Annotated in this window: 16 protein-coding genes; 7 read left to right on the forward strand and 9 right to left on the reverse strand. The window is 58.9% G+C overall.

Annotation, left to right across the window (positions count from 1 at the left end):
- Positions 1-134 precede the first annotated feature (134 nt).
- On the reverse strand, positions 135-581 hold the full coding sequence (locus tag IAI51_RS20320) for a MarR family winged helix-turn-helix transcriptional regulator (protein WP_187680076.1): 447 nt from the start codon (positions 579-581) through the stop codon (positions 135-137).
- A gap of 82 nt (positions 582-663) precedes the next feature.
- Here IAI51_RS20320 and IAI51_RS20325 point away from each other — a divergent pair, with 82 nt between their 5' ends.
- Complete coding sequence (locus tag IAI51_RS20325; protein WP_187680077.1) at positions 664-1,830, forward strand: PLP-dependent aminotransferase family protein; 1,167 nt, start codon at positions 664-666, stop codon at positions 1,828-1,830.
- A 94-nt stretch (positions 1,831-1,924) separates the two neighbouring features.
- Here the strand turns inward: IAI51_RS20325 and IAI51_RS20330 are convergent, their stop codons facing one another.
- The 5 genes from IAI51_RS20330 to IAI51_RS20350 form a co-directional block, all read right to left on the reverse strand.
- The gene (locus IAI51_RS20330) at positions 1,925-2,296 is read right to left on the reverse strand and encodes a glutathione S-transferase N-terminal domain-containing protein (protein ID WP_187680078.1); all 372 of its coding nucleotides are present in this window, start codon (positions 2,294-2,296) and stop codon (positions 1,925-1,927) included.
- A 102-nt stretch (positions 2,297-2,398) separates the two neighbouring features.
- On the reverse strand, positions 2,399-2,944 hold the full coding sequence (gene folE, locus IAI51_RS20335) for a GTP cyclohydrolase I FolE (protein WP_003204506.1): 546 nt from the start codon (positions 2,942-2,944) through the stop codon (positions 2,399-2,401).
- Between the two features lie 77 nt (positions 2,945-3,021).
- Positions 3,022-3,579 (reverse strand): Smr/MutS family protein, encoded by a 558-nt coding sequence (locus tag IAI51_RS20340; RefSeq protein WP_187680079.1) that lies wholly within the window; start codon positions 3,577-3,579, stop codon positions 3,022-3,024.
- 74 nt (positions 3,580-3,653) lie between these two features.
- Positions 3,654-3,974 (reverse strand): hypothetical protein, encoded by a 321-nt coding sequence (locus IAI51_RS20345; protein WP_007914024.1) that lies wholly within the window; start codon positions 3,972-3,974, stop codon positions 3,654-3,656.
- Positions 3,975-4,105: 131 nt separating this feature from the next.
- Complete coding sequence (locus IAI51_RS20350) at positions 4,106-4,696, reverse strand: cysteine hydrolase family protein (RefSeq protein WP_053118675.1); 591 nt, start codon at positions 4,694-4,696, stop codon at positions 4,106-4,108.
- A 239-nt stretch (positions 4,697-4,935) separates the two neighbouring features.
- Here IAI51_RS20350 and prmB point away from each other — a divergent pair, with 239 nt between their 5' ends.
- Positions 4,936-5,844, forward strand: coding sequence for a 50S ribosomal protein L3 N(5)-glutamine methyltransferase (gene prmB, locus IAI51_RS20355; RefSeq protein WP_150595623.1), 909 nt, complete (start codon positions 4,936-4,938; stop codon positions 5,842-5,844).
- Between the two features lie 75 nt (positions 5,845-5,919).
- Here prmB and IAI51_RS20360 read toward each other — a convergent pair whose 3' ends face one another.
- Positions 5,920-6,711: a hypothetical protein gene (locus IAI51_RS20360; RefSeq protein ID WP_187680080.1), complete on the reverse strand. Its 792-nt coding sequence runs from the start codon at positions 6,709-6,711 to the stop codon at positions 5,920-5,922.
- 99 nt (positions 6,712-6,810) lie between these two features.
- On the reverse strand, positions 6,811-7,764 hold the full coding sequence (locus IAI51_RS20365; protein ID WP_187680081.1) for an alpha/beta hydrolase: 954 nt from the start codon (positions 7,762-7,764) through the stop codon (positions 6,811-6,813).
- Positions 7,765-7,894: 130 nt separating this feature from the next.
- Between IAI51_RS20365 and aroC the strand changes: the two genes are divergently transcribed.
- The 5 genes from aroC (at position 7,895) to mtnC (ending at position 12,117) form a co-directional block, all read left to right on the forward strand.
- Positions 7,895-8,986 carry a chorismate synthase gene (aroC, locus tag IAI51_RS20370; RefSeq protein WP_187680082.1) on the forward strand — a complete coding sequence of 364 codons (1,092 nt, stop codon included), beginning with the start codon at positions 7,895-7,897 and terminating at the stop codon, positions 8,984-8,986.
- Positions 8,987-9,020: 34 nt separating this feature from the next.
- Positions 9,021-10,166, forward strand: coding sequence for an MFS transporter (locus tag IAI51_RS20375; protein ID WP_187680083.1), 1,146 nt, complete (start codon positions 9,021-9,023; stop codon positions 10,164-10,166).
- Positions 10,163-10,789: a methylthioribulose 1-phosphate dehydratase gene (locus IAI51_RS20380; RefSeq protein ID WP_187680084.1), complete on the forward strand. Its 627-nt coding sequence runs from the start codon at positions 10,163-10,165 to the stop codon at positions 10,787-10,789. The genes IAI51_RS20375 and IAI51_RS20380 overlap by 4 nt, the downstream gene beginning before the upstream one ends.
- Before the next feature lie 94 nt (positions 10,790-10,883).
- Positions 10,884-11,429: a 1,2-dihydroxy-3-keto-5-methylthiopentene dioxygenase gene (locus IAI51_RS20385; protein WP_187680085.1), complete on the forward strand. Its 546-nt coding sequence runs from the start codon at positions 10,884-10,886 to the stop codon at positions 11,427-11,429.
- 4 nt (positions 11,430-11,433) lie between these two features.
- Positions 11,434-12,117 (forward strand): acireductone synthase, encoded by a 684-nt coding sequence (gene mtnC / locus IAI51_RS20390; protein WP_187680086.1) that lies wholly within the window; start codon positions 11,434-11,436, stop codon positions 12,115-12,117.
- A gap of 81 nt (positions 12,118-12,198) precedes the next feature.
- On the opposite strand, the gene IAI51_RS20395 is transcribed toward mtnC, so the two are convergent.
- The gene (locus tag IAI51_RS20395) at positions 12,199-12,477 is read right to left on the reverse strand and encodes a DUF3509 domain-containing protein (RefSeq protein WP_095191301.1); all 279 of its coding nucleotides are present in this window, start codon (positions 12,475-12,477) and stop codon (positions 12,199-12,201) included.
- Positions 12,478-12,786: the final 309 nt, after the last annotated feature.

The raw sequence follows: 12,786 nt of genomic DNA on the forward strand, positions 1-12,786 counted from the left end.
CTTTGAGGCATACGCGAATTTGTTGACCATGCGGTCAGGAACTCGCACGCTGTGGATTATGCTTTTGTGTACAAATAAAGCAAATATTGTTTTTGATTTTGTTTACGAAAGGTCCGTCGATAGGGATATATCGGTCATTCGACAGCAGCCTGAGTGTTCCCCAGCGCCAGGTTCACCGCCAGCCACCCATTCACCGCCGCTTCCCCGGCCTCGGCAAACACCCGCTCCAGCAACTTCACCTGCTCACGCCGCAAGGCCTGTTCAAACTTCGCCCCTTCCGGCGTCAACTCCAGCAACCGCTTACGCTTATCTGCCTGCGACGCCACGCTCTCAACCAGATGCATCTCCTGCAACTGCCGCAACGGCATGTTCAACGCCTGCTTGCTCACACCGAGTAACGCAAGCAATTCCTTCACGCTCAAGTTCGGATAACGGGCGATGAAAAACACAATCCGCTGATGCACCCGCGACAGGCCGCGGCGTTCGAGCATCTCGTCAGCCTTGGCGGTGAAGGCCTGATAGCCGAAGAAAAACGCTTCCATGGCCTGTTGCTGACTGTTGGGGTTTTTAAGGTCAAGCATGTTGACGTACTCGCTCAGGCTGGCGTAATTTCAGTCAACAAGTTTGACTCATTTTTCATATGCCTCGCTACCGGTGACTTCCATGGCTTTTTCCGAACGTGTCTCGCGCCTTAAAAGTTCTTTGATCCGTGAAATCCTCGCCGCGGCCCAGCGTCCGGAAGTGATGTCGTTCGCTGGCGGCTTGCCCGCCGAAGCCATGCTGCCGAAAGTCGAATGGGCCGACATGCCGCTGTCCCTCGGGCAGTACGGCATGAGCGAGGGTGAACCGGCATTGCGCGAAGCGCTGGCCGCGGAGGCGAGGGCGTTGGGATTGGCCTGCGAAGCGAGTCAGGTTCTAGTGGTCAGCGGCTCCCAGCAGACACTCGATCTGGCGGCCAAGTTGTACATCGACAAGGGCACCGAAATCCTGCTGGAAGCGCCAACCTATCTCGCGGCGTTGCAGATCTTCCAGCTGTTCGGCGCCGACTGCCTCACCGTGCCGCAAGAGTCCGATGGCCCGAACCTGGCACAACTGCGCAGTCGCCTGGAACAGCATCGTCCGGCGTTCATCTATCTGATCCCAACGTTCCAGAACCCATCCGCCGTGCGCTACAGCGAATCCAAACGTGCCGCCGTCGCTGCATTGCTCGACGAATTCGGCGTCACACTGATTGAAGACGAGCCGTATCGCGAACTGACTTTCGACGGCGGTAGCGCCAAACCGATTGCCGGACGTTTGAAGAAGTCCAGCTGGATCTACACCGGTACCGTGTCGAAAACCTTGCTGCCTGGTTTGCGTGTCGGTTATCTGATCGCCAGCCCGGATCTGTTCCCGCACCTGCTCAAGCTCAAGCAATCGGCGGATCTGCACACCAATCGCATTGGCCAGTGGCAGGCATTGCAGTGGATCGGCAGCGAAAAATATCAGCAGCATTTGAGCGAATTGCGCGGTTTCTACCGTGAACGGCGCGATGGTTTTCAAGCGGCGCTGGAAACGCATTTCGCTGATTTGGCTGATTGGAATGTACCGCAGGGTGGGCTGTTTTTCTGGCTGACGTTGAAGCAGCCGCTGGACACGCGAACGTTGCTTAACGAGGCGCTGGCCAATGATGTGGCGTTCATGCCGGGCGAGCCGTTCTTTCCCGACCCCGATAGAAACCTAGGGCATTTGCGTTTGAATTTCAGCCACATCGACCCGGCGCGACTGGATGAGGGGCTGAAGCGATTGGCGGCGGTGGTGCGCAAGGCGCAAATCGAGAAAGCTGCCTGAAAAACCAATAAACCGGCTCAAGGGCCGGTTTATTGTTGTCTGGGTTTTGCGCTGACCGGGTGGGCCTATCGTTAGCAGGCCCACAACAAATGCATCAGACCGCAGCGAAACGCTTATCCAGATAATCAATGATCACCTTGGATTCATACATCCAGGTCGTCTGCCCATTCTCTTCAATGCGCAGGCAAGGCACCTTGATCCGGCCGCCCTGTTCCAGCAGTGTCTGACGATCCTGCTCATTGTTCTTCGCATCCTTCAGCGCCACCGGCACATTCAAACGACGCAAGGTACGGCGGGTTTTCACACAGAACGGGCAGGCGTGGAACTGATACAGCGTCAGATCCTTCGCTGCAGTATCCACCTGAGCCTGGGCAGCGGCGGGGCGTTTTTTCTTGCCCGGACGGGTGAGGAAATCGATGAAGATGATCAGTTGGCCGAGACCGACACGAAGCGCTTTGACGAACACGTTACAAGCCTCACAGGGACATTGAAGAAGGCGCGCAGCTTACCCGATTTTTCACGGGCGAAAAAAAACCGGCGATCAACGCCGGTTTTTTTGTGTGACGAGTTACTTGATCAGGCTGAGAAATTCGCTGCGGGTCGCTGCGTTTTCCCGGAACTCACCGAGCATCACCGAAGTGATCATCGACGAATTCTGCTTCTCGACACCGCGCATCATCATGCACATGTGCTTGGCCTCGATCACAACGGCCACGCCCAGCGCGCCGGTGACTTGCTGCACCGCGTCGGCGATCTGACGACTCAGGTTTTCCTGAATCTGCAGGCGGCGCGCGTACATGTCGACGATCCGCGCGACCTTCGACAGGCCCAGCACTTTGCCGCTCGGGATATACGCGACGTGCGCCTTGCCGATGAATGGCAGCAAGTGGTGTTCGCACAACGAGTACAGCTCGATGTCCTTGACCAGCACCATTTCGCTGTTGTCGGAGCTGAACAGGGCACCGTTGGTGACCTCTTCGAGCGTCTGTTCATAACCGCGGCAGAGGTACTGCATGGCTTTGGCGGCACGCTTTGGCGTGTCGAGCAGGCCCTCGCGGGAGACGTCCTCGCCCAATTGGCCGAGAATCGCGGTGTAATTCTGTTCCAGGGACATGAAACTACCTGTGAGGATTTTCGCAAAGGGCAAGGGTACGGTGGCGGACACAACCCTGCAAGTTCGGTGTAACGGGATTATTCGTCGCGACCTTCCATCATCGTGCGTTTCAGCATCACATAAACCGCGCCGGCACCGCCGTGTTTCGCCTGGCACGAGCAGAAACCGAGCACTTGCGCATGCTGGCGCAACCAGGTGTTGACGTGACTTTTGATCATCGGCCGCTTGCCGTCCAGCCGCACAGCCTTGCCGTGGGTGACGCGCACGCAGCGGATTTCGAATTTGGTCGCTTCGGCAAGAAATGCCCAGAGGGTTTCCCGGGCCTTTTCCACGCTCATGCCGTGCAAATCAAGACTGCCTTCGAACGGAATCTGGCCGACCTTGAGCTTGCGCATCTGACTTTCCTGCACCCCGTCGCGCGCCCACATCAACTCGTCTTCCGGGCCGACGTCGATGACGAATTGATCGGACAGGCCATCAACGATGGTGGCATCGCTGCGCACGGTGGCGGACTGACGCAGCTTGGCGATCTGTGCGCGGTCAGCCTTGGGTTTGCCGGTGTCGGCGCGGTCGTGCTTGATCGGCTTGACGCCTTGGATCGCACTTTTGAACAGGGAAAAATCGTCGTCTTGCATGTCAGCCTCCGCGAAGGGCGGCCAGTTTACCCAAGTCGAAACAAAACGGCCCGGCAAAAAGCCAGGCCGTGGAGTCAGTCGTGTTTTTTCATCAGGTGCGGGGACATGTTCAGTTCCCGCGATTGCCGGGCGCGACGCCGGCATCTACGCCAAAGGGCCACGCCGAAATACAGAAACAGCAAACCGACCGCCAGAATGATCGCCGAGCCCATCGGCGTGGCATTCAAATCGCCGAGTGCTGGTGGGCGCCCGAGCAGGCTGGCCGCCCCAGCCATCGCCAGCAGCACACCGAACGTCGCCAGAATGGCGGCGATCGCAGCGCCGAAGCGAAAACGCCAGTTGCTTTGGCCTTTTGGCCGCAAGCGGCGTGCGTCAAATCCATCGGATAACTTCATTCCGACCTTCCTCAATGGGTATCGGCCCTTCGACCGGGAGTTGACCGGGTTGTTCCTGAGGCTATGGCATTTGCGGCAAATGAGAGGACTTTGTGGATGAGCGGCGCGCTGAACCGCTCATCAAGGCGCTATCAGATCAAGTCTTGAGTCAAGGCAAGGGTAGCGAAATTGTCGGCCATGATCGCCATTTCGGCTTCCTGCACCAGTTCGGCGCTGAGTACGCGCCCTTTGAACGGCAGATCACGGGTGGCGCAAGCATCTTCGACCAGCGTGCAACGGAAACCCAGATTCTTCGCCGCCCGTACAGTGGTGCTGACGCTGGAGTGGCTCATGAAGCCGCAGACGATCAAGTCCAGCGAGCCAAGGTTTTGCAGGCGGTCAAGCAACTCGGTGCCATGGAAAGCGCTCGGCAGCAATTTGCCGATGATGGTTTCGTCGCCCTGCGGTTCGAGGCCGGGGATGAACTCGCCGCGTTCGCCCTGCGGGTCGAACAGGCCTCCGACGGTGCCGAGATGACGCACGTGCACGATCGGCCGACCGGCTGCACGGGCTGCGGCAACCACTTGTTTGATGTTCGCGACGGCCGCGTCCATGCCGCTCAGGGCCAGCGGGCCACTGAGGTACTCTTTCTGGGCATCGATGATGACCACAGTGGCATGGCTCAGTGTGGCCGCTGCGTAACCGCGACCGCTGAGTTGAAACATCGTTTTTGGAACGGACATTCTGGGGCTCCTTGGGGTGGGGCTTTTGCGACATTGTCCTCTGGCTGAGCGCTTCTGTGAATCGCTACCATCGTAGGTGCCGTCGTTACTGGCCTGCAGCCTTGTCAAGTTACACGTTCTGTTCAATAGCTGATGCAAAAAAAAGAAAACGCCTACCGTCGCGGCGGGATTTTTCCTGCGTCGTCGTGGCGCGTTTTGGCTGGTAGAATCGCCAGTCGTTTTTTCTGGAGTTCTGCCCCGTGATCACTTCCCGACTTCGTACCCTGCGCGACCATATCCGTTGGGCCGTCAGCCGCTTCCATGGGGAGGATCTGTTTTTCGGCCATGGCACCGATAACGCCTGGGACGAAGCCCGGCAGTTGGTGCTGGGCGCTTTGCACCTGCCGTGGGAAATTGCCGACAGTTATCTTGATTGCGCGCTGGAGGATGACGAACTGGTCAACTTGCAACGTCTGCTCAAGCGCCGCATTGAAGAGCGCATCCCGACCGCTTATCTGCTGGGGGAGGCGTGGTTCTGTGGCATGTCGTTCATCGTCGACGAGCGCGTGCTGATCCCGCGTTCGCCGATTGGCGAGCTTATCGAAAACCGCTTTGCACCGTGGATCGGCGACGAACCTGCGCGGATTCTCGATCTTTGCACCGGCTCCGGTTGCATCGGCATTGCCTGCGCCTACGAGTTCCAGAACGCCGAAGTGGTGTTGGCGGATCTGTCGTTCGAAGCGCTGGAAGTGGCCAACCAGAATATCGAGCGCCACGGCGTTGATGAGCGTGTGTACACCGTGCAGGGCGATGGTTTCGACGGATTGCCGGGTCAGCGTTTCGACCTGATTGTGTCGAACCCGCCCTACGTCGACGCGGAAGATTTCGCTGACATGCCGGACGAATACCAGCATGAGCCTGAGCTGGGCCTGGCCTGCGGTGATGACGGTCTGAATCTGGTTCGGCGCATGCTCGCCGAAGCGGCGGATCACCTGACCGAGAAGGGTTTGCTGATTGTCGAGGTGGGCAACAGCCAGGTGCACGTTGAAGCGTTGTACCCGGAAGTCGACTTCGCCTGGCTTGAGTTCGCGCGCGGCGGGCATGGCGTGTTCATGTTGACGGCGGAGCAGTGTCGCGATCATCAGGCGCTGTTCGCTTCCCGCGTCTAAAAGCAAAAGATCGCAGCCTTCGGCAGCTCCTACAGAGATCGGTGTAGGAGCTGCCGCAGGCTGCGATCTTTTGATTTACCGGTGTGTGGCAATCCAGATCAGCAACCCTGCCTGAAACACCGCAAACGCCACCAGACAGGTAATGGTGAAGCGCAGCCCGGCGTCTTCACGTTTGAACTTGCTGACCTTCTCTTCCTGCTTCTTCAGCTTCACTTCTTGCTCAGCCAGGTTTTGCTCGGCCTGCTGAAGCATCTGCGCCGCTTCCAGAATCTCGACGATCTGCAGCTTTTCGCTGTTCCAGTCGCCGAGCAAGTCACCGACCTGAACGTCCTTGATGCTGCCCTTCAAATGCTGGGCATCGGCGTAGACCACTTCGAAACCGTGGACTTTCAGGAAATGATCACGACGCAGGCGGGTGTCTTCGTTCAGCGCGTCCTTGTTGTTCAAGTCCAAGCCGTCGACGGTGTAGGTCGGCCAGCGTTTCTTCGCCCAGTTGATCCCTTGCGCGGCCATGAAACGGCCGATGCCACGGTTCAACGGTTCGATCTGCAAGCCGCTGTCCGGGCCGAAGCGCACACGCTTGGTGGTGTGATCGGCCCACACATCGAGGTGATTCTGTTCTTTGCGTACCCGTTGGCTCGGCAGTTTGATCGCCATGCGCATCAGGCTATGTTCTTTGCTGTGGCGTTCGGCGTAACCGAACTCGACAAAGCGTAACGGCCGGCCACCGGTGTGACGATCGGTCTGCAGCGGGGCCAGGCGGAGCATCTTGTGGTGCTCGACGTGGACTTCCGCCCACGGCAGCTCGACCGCTGGCGGTGCGTCTTTTTCAGCGGTGGTGTCGGGTGAAGTCTGGGTATCAGTCATAACGGCGAGATCCTGTCCAAGCCCTGCTTGTCGCCAGCCGATACGCTGGCGACACAGGCTTATCGGCCGCTTTCTTCAGGACTGGAGGGCAAACCGCGCTTAACGGGTGCGAAGTCCGTCAATAAACTCGATGATTTTGCTGCCCAGTTCAGCGGCCAACGGCAAATTCGGGTCCTTGTAGGAGGCCAATTGCCGCTTCATATCGTTATGCACGATGCGCAGAACATGGTTCATGCCTTCGATCACCGCCAGTTCGGCGTCGGGTTTGGCAGCCTTGAGCAGCTTCGCGTCTTCGGTGCCGACCTGAATATCGTTGCTGCCCTGAACAATCAGCGCTGGCATCTGCAATTGTGCGAATGCTTTTGCCGGGTCTTGGCGAAACAGCGAAATCAGATACGGCTGCACGCTCGGGCGGAAAATCACCTGCAGCGGCGCCGGCACGTTGTCGTCGGTATGACCGGCCTTGAGGCTGTCGAGCAGTTCGTTGCTGCGCAGCATCAAGGGGGGCGGCAGGCTGCGGGCCAGTTGCTCACGGATCACCTGATCGACCGGCCGGGCGCTGCCGGACAGGGAAATAACCGCAGCGGCATCGGCACCCGGCGCGGCCAGCGTGGCGATCAGCGCGCCTTCGCTGTGGCCGAGCAGAATCAGTTTGCCGAACCGTGGATCGGCCTTGAGCTTACGCGCCCAGGCCTGGGCGTCGGCGACATAGGCTTCCACCGACAGATTGCGCTCATCAGGCGTGGCGGCGAGGCTCGCGGCCACACCGCGTTTGTCGTAACGCACACTGGCGATGTTGTGTTTGGCCAGCACCCACGCCAGCCGTTTAAGGCTGTCATTGCGCCCGCCGTCGGGGTTGTTTCCGTCACGATCCGTAGGACCTGAGCCTGAAAGAATGAGGACAACCGGCACCGGACTGTCGGACTTGGGCAGCAACAGCGAACCGAAAAGTTCGCCCTTACCGGTATCCAAAGTCATCGGACGCTGTAGGACTGTCGCCTGGGCAAAGCCAGTAAAGAGGGTAAGACTCAAGATCAAAACTCGCAGCATCATCACGCCATCATTCGCCAAGGTGCCGGTTGGACTCACCAACACCGCTAAGGTTCGAGGATGAACTACTCGGTTAGCCTGCGTATACTGGCGCGCATCACGAATTTGGGTTTGATTTCACGGAGCGTCCTGCATGTCCGGCAATACCTACGGCAAGTTGTTCTCTGTCACCACCGCTGGCGAAAGCCATGGTCCGGCGTTGGTCGCCATTGTCGACGGCTGCCCGCCGGGCCTGGAGATTTCCATCGAAGACCTGCAGCGCGACCTCGATCGCCGCAAGCCCGGCACCAGCCGCCACACCACCCAGCGCCAGGAGGCCGACGAAGTCGAAATCCTCTCCGGCGTGTTCGAAGGGCGCACCACCGGCTGTTCCATCGGCCTGTTGATCCGCAACACCGACCAGAAGTCCAAGGACTACTCGGCGATCAAGGATCTGTTCCGTCCGGCCCACGCCGACTACACCTACCACCATAAATACGGCGAGCGCGACTACCGTGGCGGCGGCCGTAGCTCCGCGCGTGAAACCGCGATGCGTGTGGCGGCCGGTGCGATTGCCAAAAAGTATCTGGCGAGCCAAGGCATCCTCATTCGCGGCTACATGAGCCAGCTCGGCCCGATCGAAATCCCGTTCAAGACCTGGGATTCGGTCGAAGACAACGCCTTCTTCAGCCCTGATCCGGACAAGGTTGCGGAGCTGGAAGCCTACATGGATCAGTTGCGCCGTGATCAGGACTCGGTGGGCGCAAAGATCACCGTCGTCGCCGAAGGCGTGATGCCGGGCTTGGGCGAGCCGATTTTCGACCGCCTCGACGCGGAACTGGCCCACGCACTGATGAGCATCAACGCGGTGAAAGGCGTGGAAATCGGCGCCGGTTTCGCCTGCGTCGCCCAGCGCGGCACTGAGCATCGCGATGAGCTGACTCCGGAAGGCTTCCTCAGCAACAACGCTGGTGGCATCCTCGGCGGTATCTCGTCTGGTCAGCCAATCGTTGCGCACCTGGCGCTGAAGCCGACGTCGAGCATCACCACCCCGGGCCGTTCGATCGACGTCGATGGCAACCCGGTCGACGTGATTACCAAGGGTCGCCACGATCCGTGCGTTGGCATCCGTGCCACGCCGATTGCCGAAGCGATGATGGCCATCGTGCTGATGGATCATCTGCTGCGTCACCGTGGCCAGAACGCCGATGTACGGGTGAGCACGCCGGTGCTGGGTCAGCTTTAATGGCAGACCTCAAAGCCGTCGCGGCATAACCGGCGTGGCGGCGCTCCCTTACTGGCGGCTGTCCAGTTTCTACCTGTTCTACTTCGCCTTGCTCGGCTCGACGGCGCCGTTCCTGGCGCTTTACTTCGATCACCTTGGCTTCAGCGCCGCCCGCATTGGTGAGCTGGTGGCGATCCCGATGCTGATGCGCTGCGTGGCGCCGAACATCTGGGGCTGGCTGGGTGATTACACCGGCAAACGCCTGGCTATCGTGCGCTTCGGCGCGGTGTGCACGCTGCTGACCTTTTCGCTGATTTTCGTCAGCAAGACCTACGCCTGGCTGGCGATGGTCATGGCGTTGCATGCGTTCTTCTGGCACGCGGTGTTGCCGCAGTTTGAAGTCATCACGCTGGCGCATTTGCAGGGCCAGACCTCCCGTTACAGCCAGATCCGCCTCTGGGGTTCGATCGGTTTCATCATCACCGTGGTCGCGCTGGGTCGCCTGTTCGAATGGCTCAGCCTCGACATCTACCCGGCGGCGCTGGTGTTGATCATGGCCGGCATCGTCCTCAGCAGCTTGTGGGTGCCGAACGCGCAACCGGTACAGGGCAATCGACCAAATGGGGACGGCTTTCTCAAGCAGTTGCGCAGTCCTGGCGTTCTCGCGTTTTACGGCTGTGTCGCGCTGATGCAGATGAGTCACGGGCCTTATTACACGTTTTTGACCTTGCATCTGGAACGCCTCGGCTACAGTCGCGGCGTAATCGGCATGCTTTGGGCAGTTGGTGTGGTCGCCGAAGTGCTGATGTTCATAGCAATGAGCCGGATTCTTGCGCGTATCTCGGTGCGCCGGGTGCTGATGGCCAGTTTTCTGCTGGCGGCGCTGCGCTGGGTACTGCTCGGTTCGTTCGCCGAATTCCTGGGGGTGCTGTTGTTCGCGCAGGTTCTGCACGCGGCGACCTTCGGCAGCTTTCACGCCGCTGCCATCCAGTTCGTGCAACGTAGCTTTGGCGCGCGGCAGCAAGGCCAGGGTCAGGCGTTGTATGCGGCACTGGCCGGTACCGGCGGTGCGTTGGGCGCTTTGTATTCCGGCTACAGCTGGAATGCCCTCGGCTCGACATTGACCTTTAGTATTGCCAGTCTCGCTGCGCTCGCTGCTGCCGTTATCATTGCCACACGTATGCAAGAGGACAGGCCATGAGCCTTTCGCGTGAACAACTCACCCAGCAAATCGTCGACGCCGGGCGTTTTCTCTACGGTCGAGGCTGGTCGCCGGCCACCAGCAGCAACTATTCGACACGCCTGTCGTCCAGCGAAGTGCTGCTGACCGTATCCGGCAAGCACAAGGGGCAGTTGGGTCTGGATGATGTGCTGGCCACCGACTTTTCCGGTAACAGTCTGGAGCCGGGTAAAAAACCGTCCGCCGAAACCCTGCTGCACACCCAGCTCTATAGCTGGCGCCCTGAGATCGGTGCGGTGCTGCATACCCATTCGGTGAACGCCACGGTGCTGTCACGGCTGACCCCGGAAAACTTCATTGAGTTCGAAGACTACGAACTGCAAAAAGCCTTCAGCGGCATCTCGACCCACGAATCCCGGGTGCGCGTGCCGATTTTCGACAACGATCAGGACATTGCGCGCCTTGCCGCCAAGGTGCAGCCTTGGCTCGACGGCCATCCCGATTGCGTCGGCTACCTGATCCGTGGCCACGGCCTCTACACCTGGGGCGCGCAGATGAAAGACGCGCTACGCCAGATCGAGGCCTTTGAATTCCTGTTTGAATGCGAGTTGAAAACCCGCAGCGTCATGAACCGCCAAGGCTGACTTCGCCAGAACCAGCCCTTTTGCCTGATGAAATGCTGTGCCCGACCGGTCTGCAAGAACCGGACGGCAAGGCCGATACCGAGGAATTGCCCCAATGAGCAGCCTGTCCGTCTATCACATTTCCAGCCCTGAGATTCCAAACAAGGTGCTGACCCATTTCGAAGATATCGCTTCCACCCTGGCCGAGCAGGGCGTGCGTTTCGACCGCTGGCAAGCCGCCGCAAAGATCCAGCCCGGCGCGACACAGGAAGAAGTGATCAGCGCTTACCAAGAGCAGATCGACAAACTGATGACCGAACGCGGTTACGTCACCGTCGATGTCATCAGCCTCAACAGCGACCATCCGCAAAAAGCCGAACTGCGCGCCAAGTTCCTTGAAGAACACCGCCACGGCGAAGACGAAGTACGCTTTTTCGTTGCCGGCCGTGGGCTGTTTACCCTGCACATCGACGATTACGTTTACGCCGTACTCTGCGAGAAGAACGATCTGATCTCGGTGCCGGCCGGCACCAGGCACTGGTTCGACATGGGCGAGCATCCGCATTTCGTGGCGATTCGCTTGTTCAACAATCCTGACGGCTGGGTCGCCAACTTCACCGGCGAAGACATCGCCGGCCGCTTCCCGCGTCTGGAGGACTGAGCCGATGTCGATCAAAGTCATTCTTACCGACATCGAAGGCACCACCAGCGCGGTGAGTTTCGTTTTCGACGTGCTGTTCCCGTATGCGGCCAAACATCTGCCGGACTTCGTGCGGCAGAACGCCGAACGTGCCGATGTCGCCGAGCAACTTGACGCTGTGCGCCGCGACAGCAACGAGCCGCAGGCTGATGTTGAACGTGTTGTCGAGATTCTGTTGGACTGGATCGCCGAAGACCGCAAGGCCACGCCGCTCAAGGCATTGCAAGGCATGGTGTGGGAGCAGGGCTATCAGGCCAGGCAGTTGAAGGGCCACGTTTACCCGGATGCTGTTGAAGCACTTCAACGCTGGCATCAGGCGGGTTATCAACTGTTTGTGTATTCGTCCGGTTCGATCCAGGCGCAGAAGCTGATCTTTGGCTGCTCTGAGGCGGGTGATCTGACGCCGCTGTTCAGTGGTTACTTCGACACCACGTCCGGGCCCAAGCGCGAGGCGCAGTCTTACACCAACATTCAACAGGCGATTGGTGTTGAACCTGCGCAGATTCTGTTTCTGTCAGACATCGTGCAGGAACTCGATGCGGCTCAGGCTGCCGGTTTGCAAACCTGCGGTCTGGCCCGTGAAGGCGGGGAGTTGGCGGGGCATGTGACGGTCGATAGTTTTACCGGAATTGAACCGGAAGCCTTCTAAAGCACCTACAAGGAAACGGCGCACAAACAAACAGGCCGTGAAGCGCATGCTTCACGGCCTGTTTTGTTTAACCGGTGAGAATTAAAGCGAGTGATAAGTCGGCAGGGCAAAACGCTGCTGGCTCTGCAACATCGCAATTTGCGGCAGTTCGCTGGCCTGTTCGGCCAAGTCACGGCGAATCGCACTGATCGCCCACGACAGTTGGTCGCCGGCATGCAGTTGTTGATAGGTGAGGGCGCGCTTGAACACTTTGCCGTCGGCACTGCGCAGGGTCAGCAGAATCCCGCCATCGGGACGCGGCGCAGTGGTGACGTCGAAGTTGGAGAACAGGGAGGTAAATTTTTCTTGGATCAGGCTCATGTTTTTCAGCTCCGTATGCACTTGAATGGCAAGCATGCAGAGGAGGTTGCAGTGATTGTGCCAGCAGTCGATAAAATTAAAATACATATAAATCAATAAGTTAAAAAAATTAAAATTTAAACGGGTCGTGCAATCTGCATGAATGGCCATCGTGCATCCTGCATTTTGCGGGATCGTTGTCGATTCTACGGAACCAATTGATAAAGCCAGGATCGGCGCCGTCGCTGTTGAGCCTGCGGATACAAAACATTGCAAAAACCGCGTGTACAGGCCGAGAAGCGCTGACGTATTTTCGGTCTCGACCGTCGC

This window comes from Pseudomonas sp. N40(2020) (assembly GCF_014472415.1).
In the GTDB taxonomy this organism is placed as follows: domain Bacteria; phylum Pseudomonadota; class Gammaproteobacteria; order Pseudomonadales; family Pseudomonadaceae; genus Aquipseudomonas.

What these genes read in the sequence shown, in the direction of transcription:
- IAI51_RS20395 (WP_095191301.1), bottom strand. Translation starts at nt 12,477, where the DNA reads ATGAGCCTGATCCAAGAAAAATTTACCTCCCTGTTCTCCAACTTCGAC.
- IAI51_RS20380 (WP_187680084.1), top strand. Translation starts at nt 10,163, where the DNA reads ATGAGCCTTTCGCGTGAACAACTCACCCAGCAAATCGTCGACGCCGGG.
- aroC (WP_187680082.1), top strand. Translation starts at nt 7,895, where the DNA reads ATGTCCGGCAATACCTACGGCAAGTTGTTCTCTGTCACCACCGCTGGC.
- IAI51_RS20345 (WP_007914024.1), bottom strand. Translation starts at nt 3,974, where the DNA reads ATGAAGTTATCCGATGGATTTGACGCACGCCGCTTGCGGCCAAAAGGC.
- IAI51_RS20350 (WP_053118675.1), bottom strand. Translation starts at nt 4,696, where the DNA reads ATGTCCGTTCCAAAAACGATGTTTCAACTCAGCGGTCGCGGTTACGCA.
- IAI51_RS20325 (WP_187680077.1), top strand. Translation starts at nt 664, where the DNA reads ATGGCTTTTTCCGAACGTGTCTCGCGCCTTAAAAGTTCTTTGATCCGT.
- IAI51_RS20320 (WP_187680076.1), bottom strand. Translation starts at nt 581, where the DNA reads ATGCTTGACCTTAAAAACCCCAACAGTCAGCAACAGGCCATGGAAGCG.
- IAI51_RS20385 (WP_187680085.1), top strand. Translation starts at nt 10,884, where the DNA reads ATGAGCAGCCTGTCCGTCTATCACATTTCCAGCCCTGAGATTCCAAAC.
- folE (WP_003204506.1), bottom strand. Translation starts at nt 2,944, where the DNA reads ATGTCCCTGGAACAGAATTACACCGCGATTCTCGGCCAATTGGGCGAG.
- IAI51_RS20365 (WP_187680081.1), bottom strand. Translation starts at nt 7,764, where the DNA reads ATGATGCTGCGAGTTTTGATCTTGAGTCTTACCCTCTTTACTGGCTTT.
- mtnC (WP_187680086.1), top strand. Translation starts at nt 11,434, where the DNA reads ATGTCGATCAAAGTCATTCTTACCGACATCGAAGGCACCACCAGCGCG.
- IAI51_RS20360 (WP_187680080.1), bottom strand. Translation starts at nt 6,711, where the DNA reads ATGACTGATACCCAGACTTCACCCGACACCACCGCTGAAAAAGACGCA.
- IAI51_RS20340 (WP_187680079.1), bottom strand. Translation starts at nt 3,579, where the DNA reads ATGCAAGACGACGATTTTTCCCTGTTCAAAAGTGCGATCCAAGGCGTC.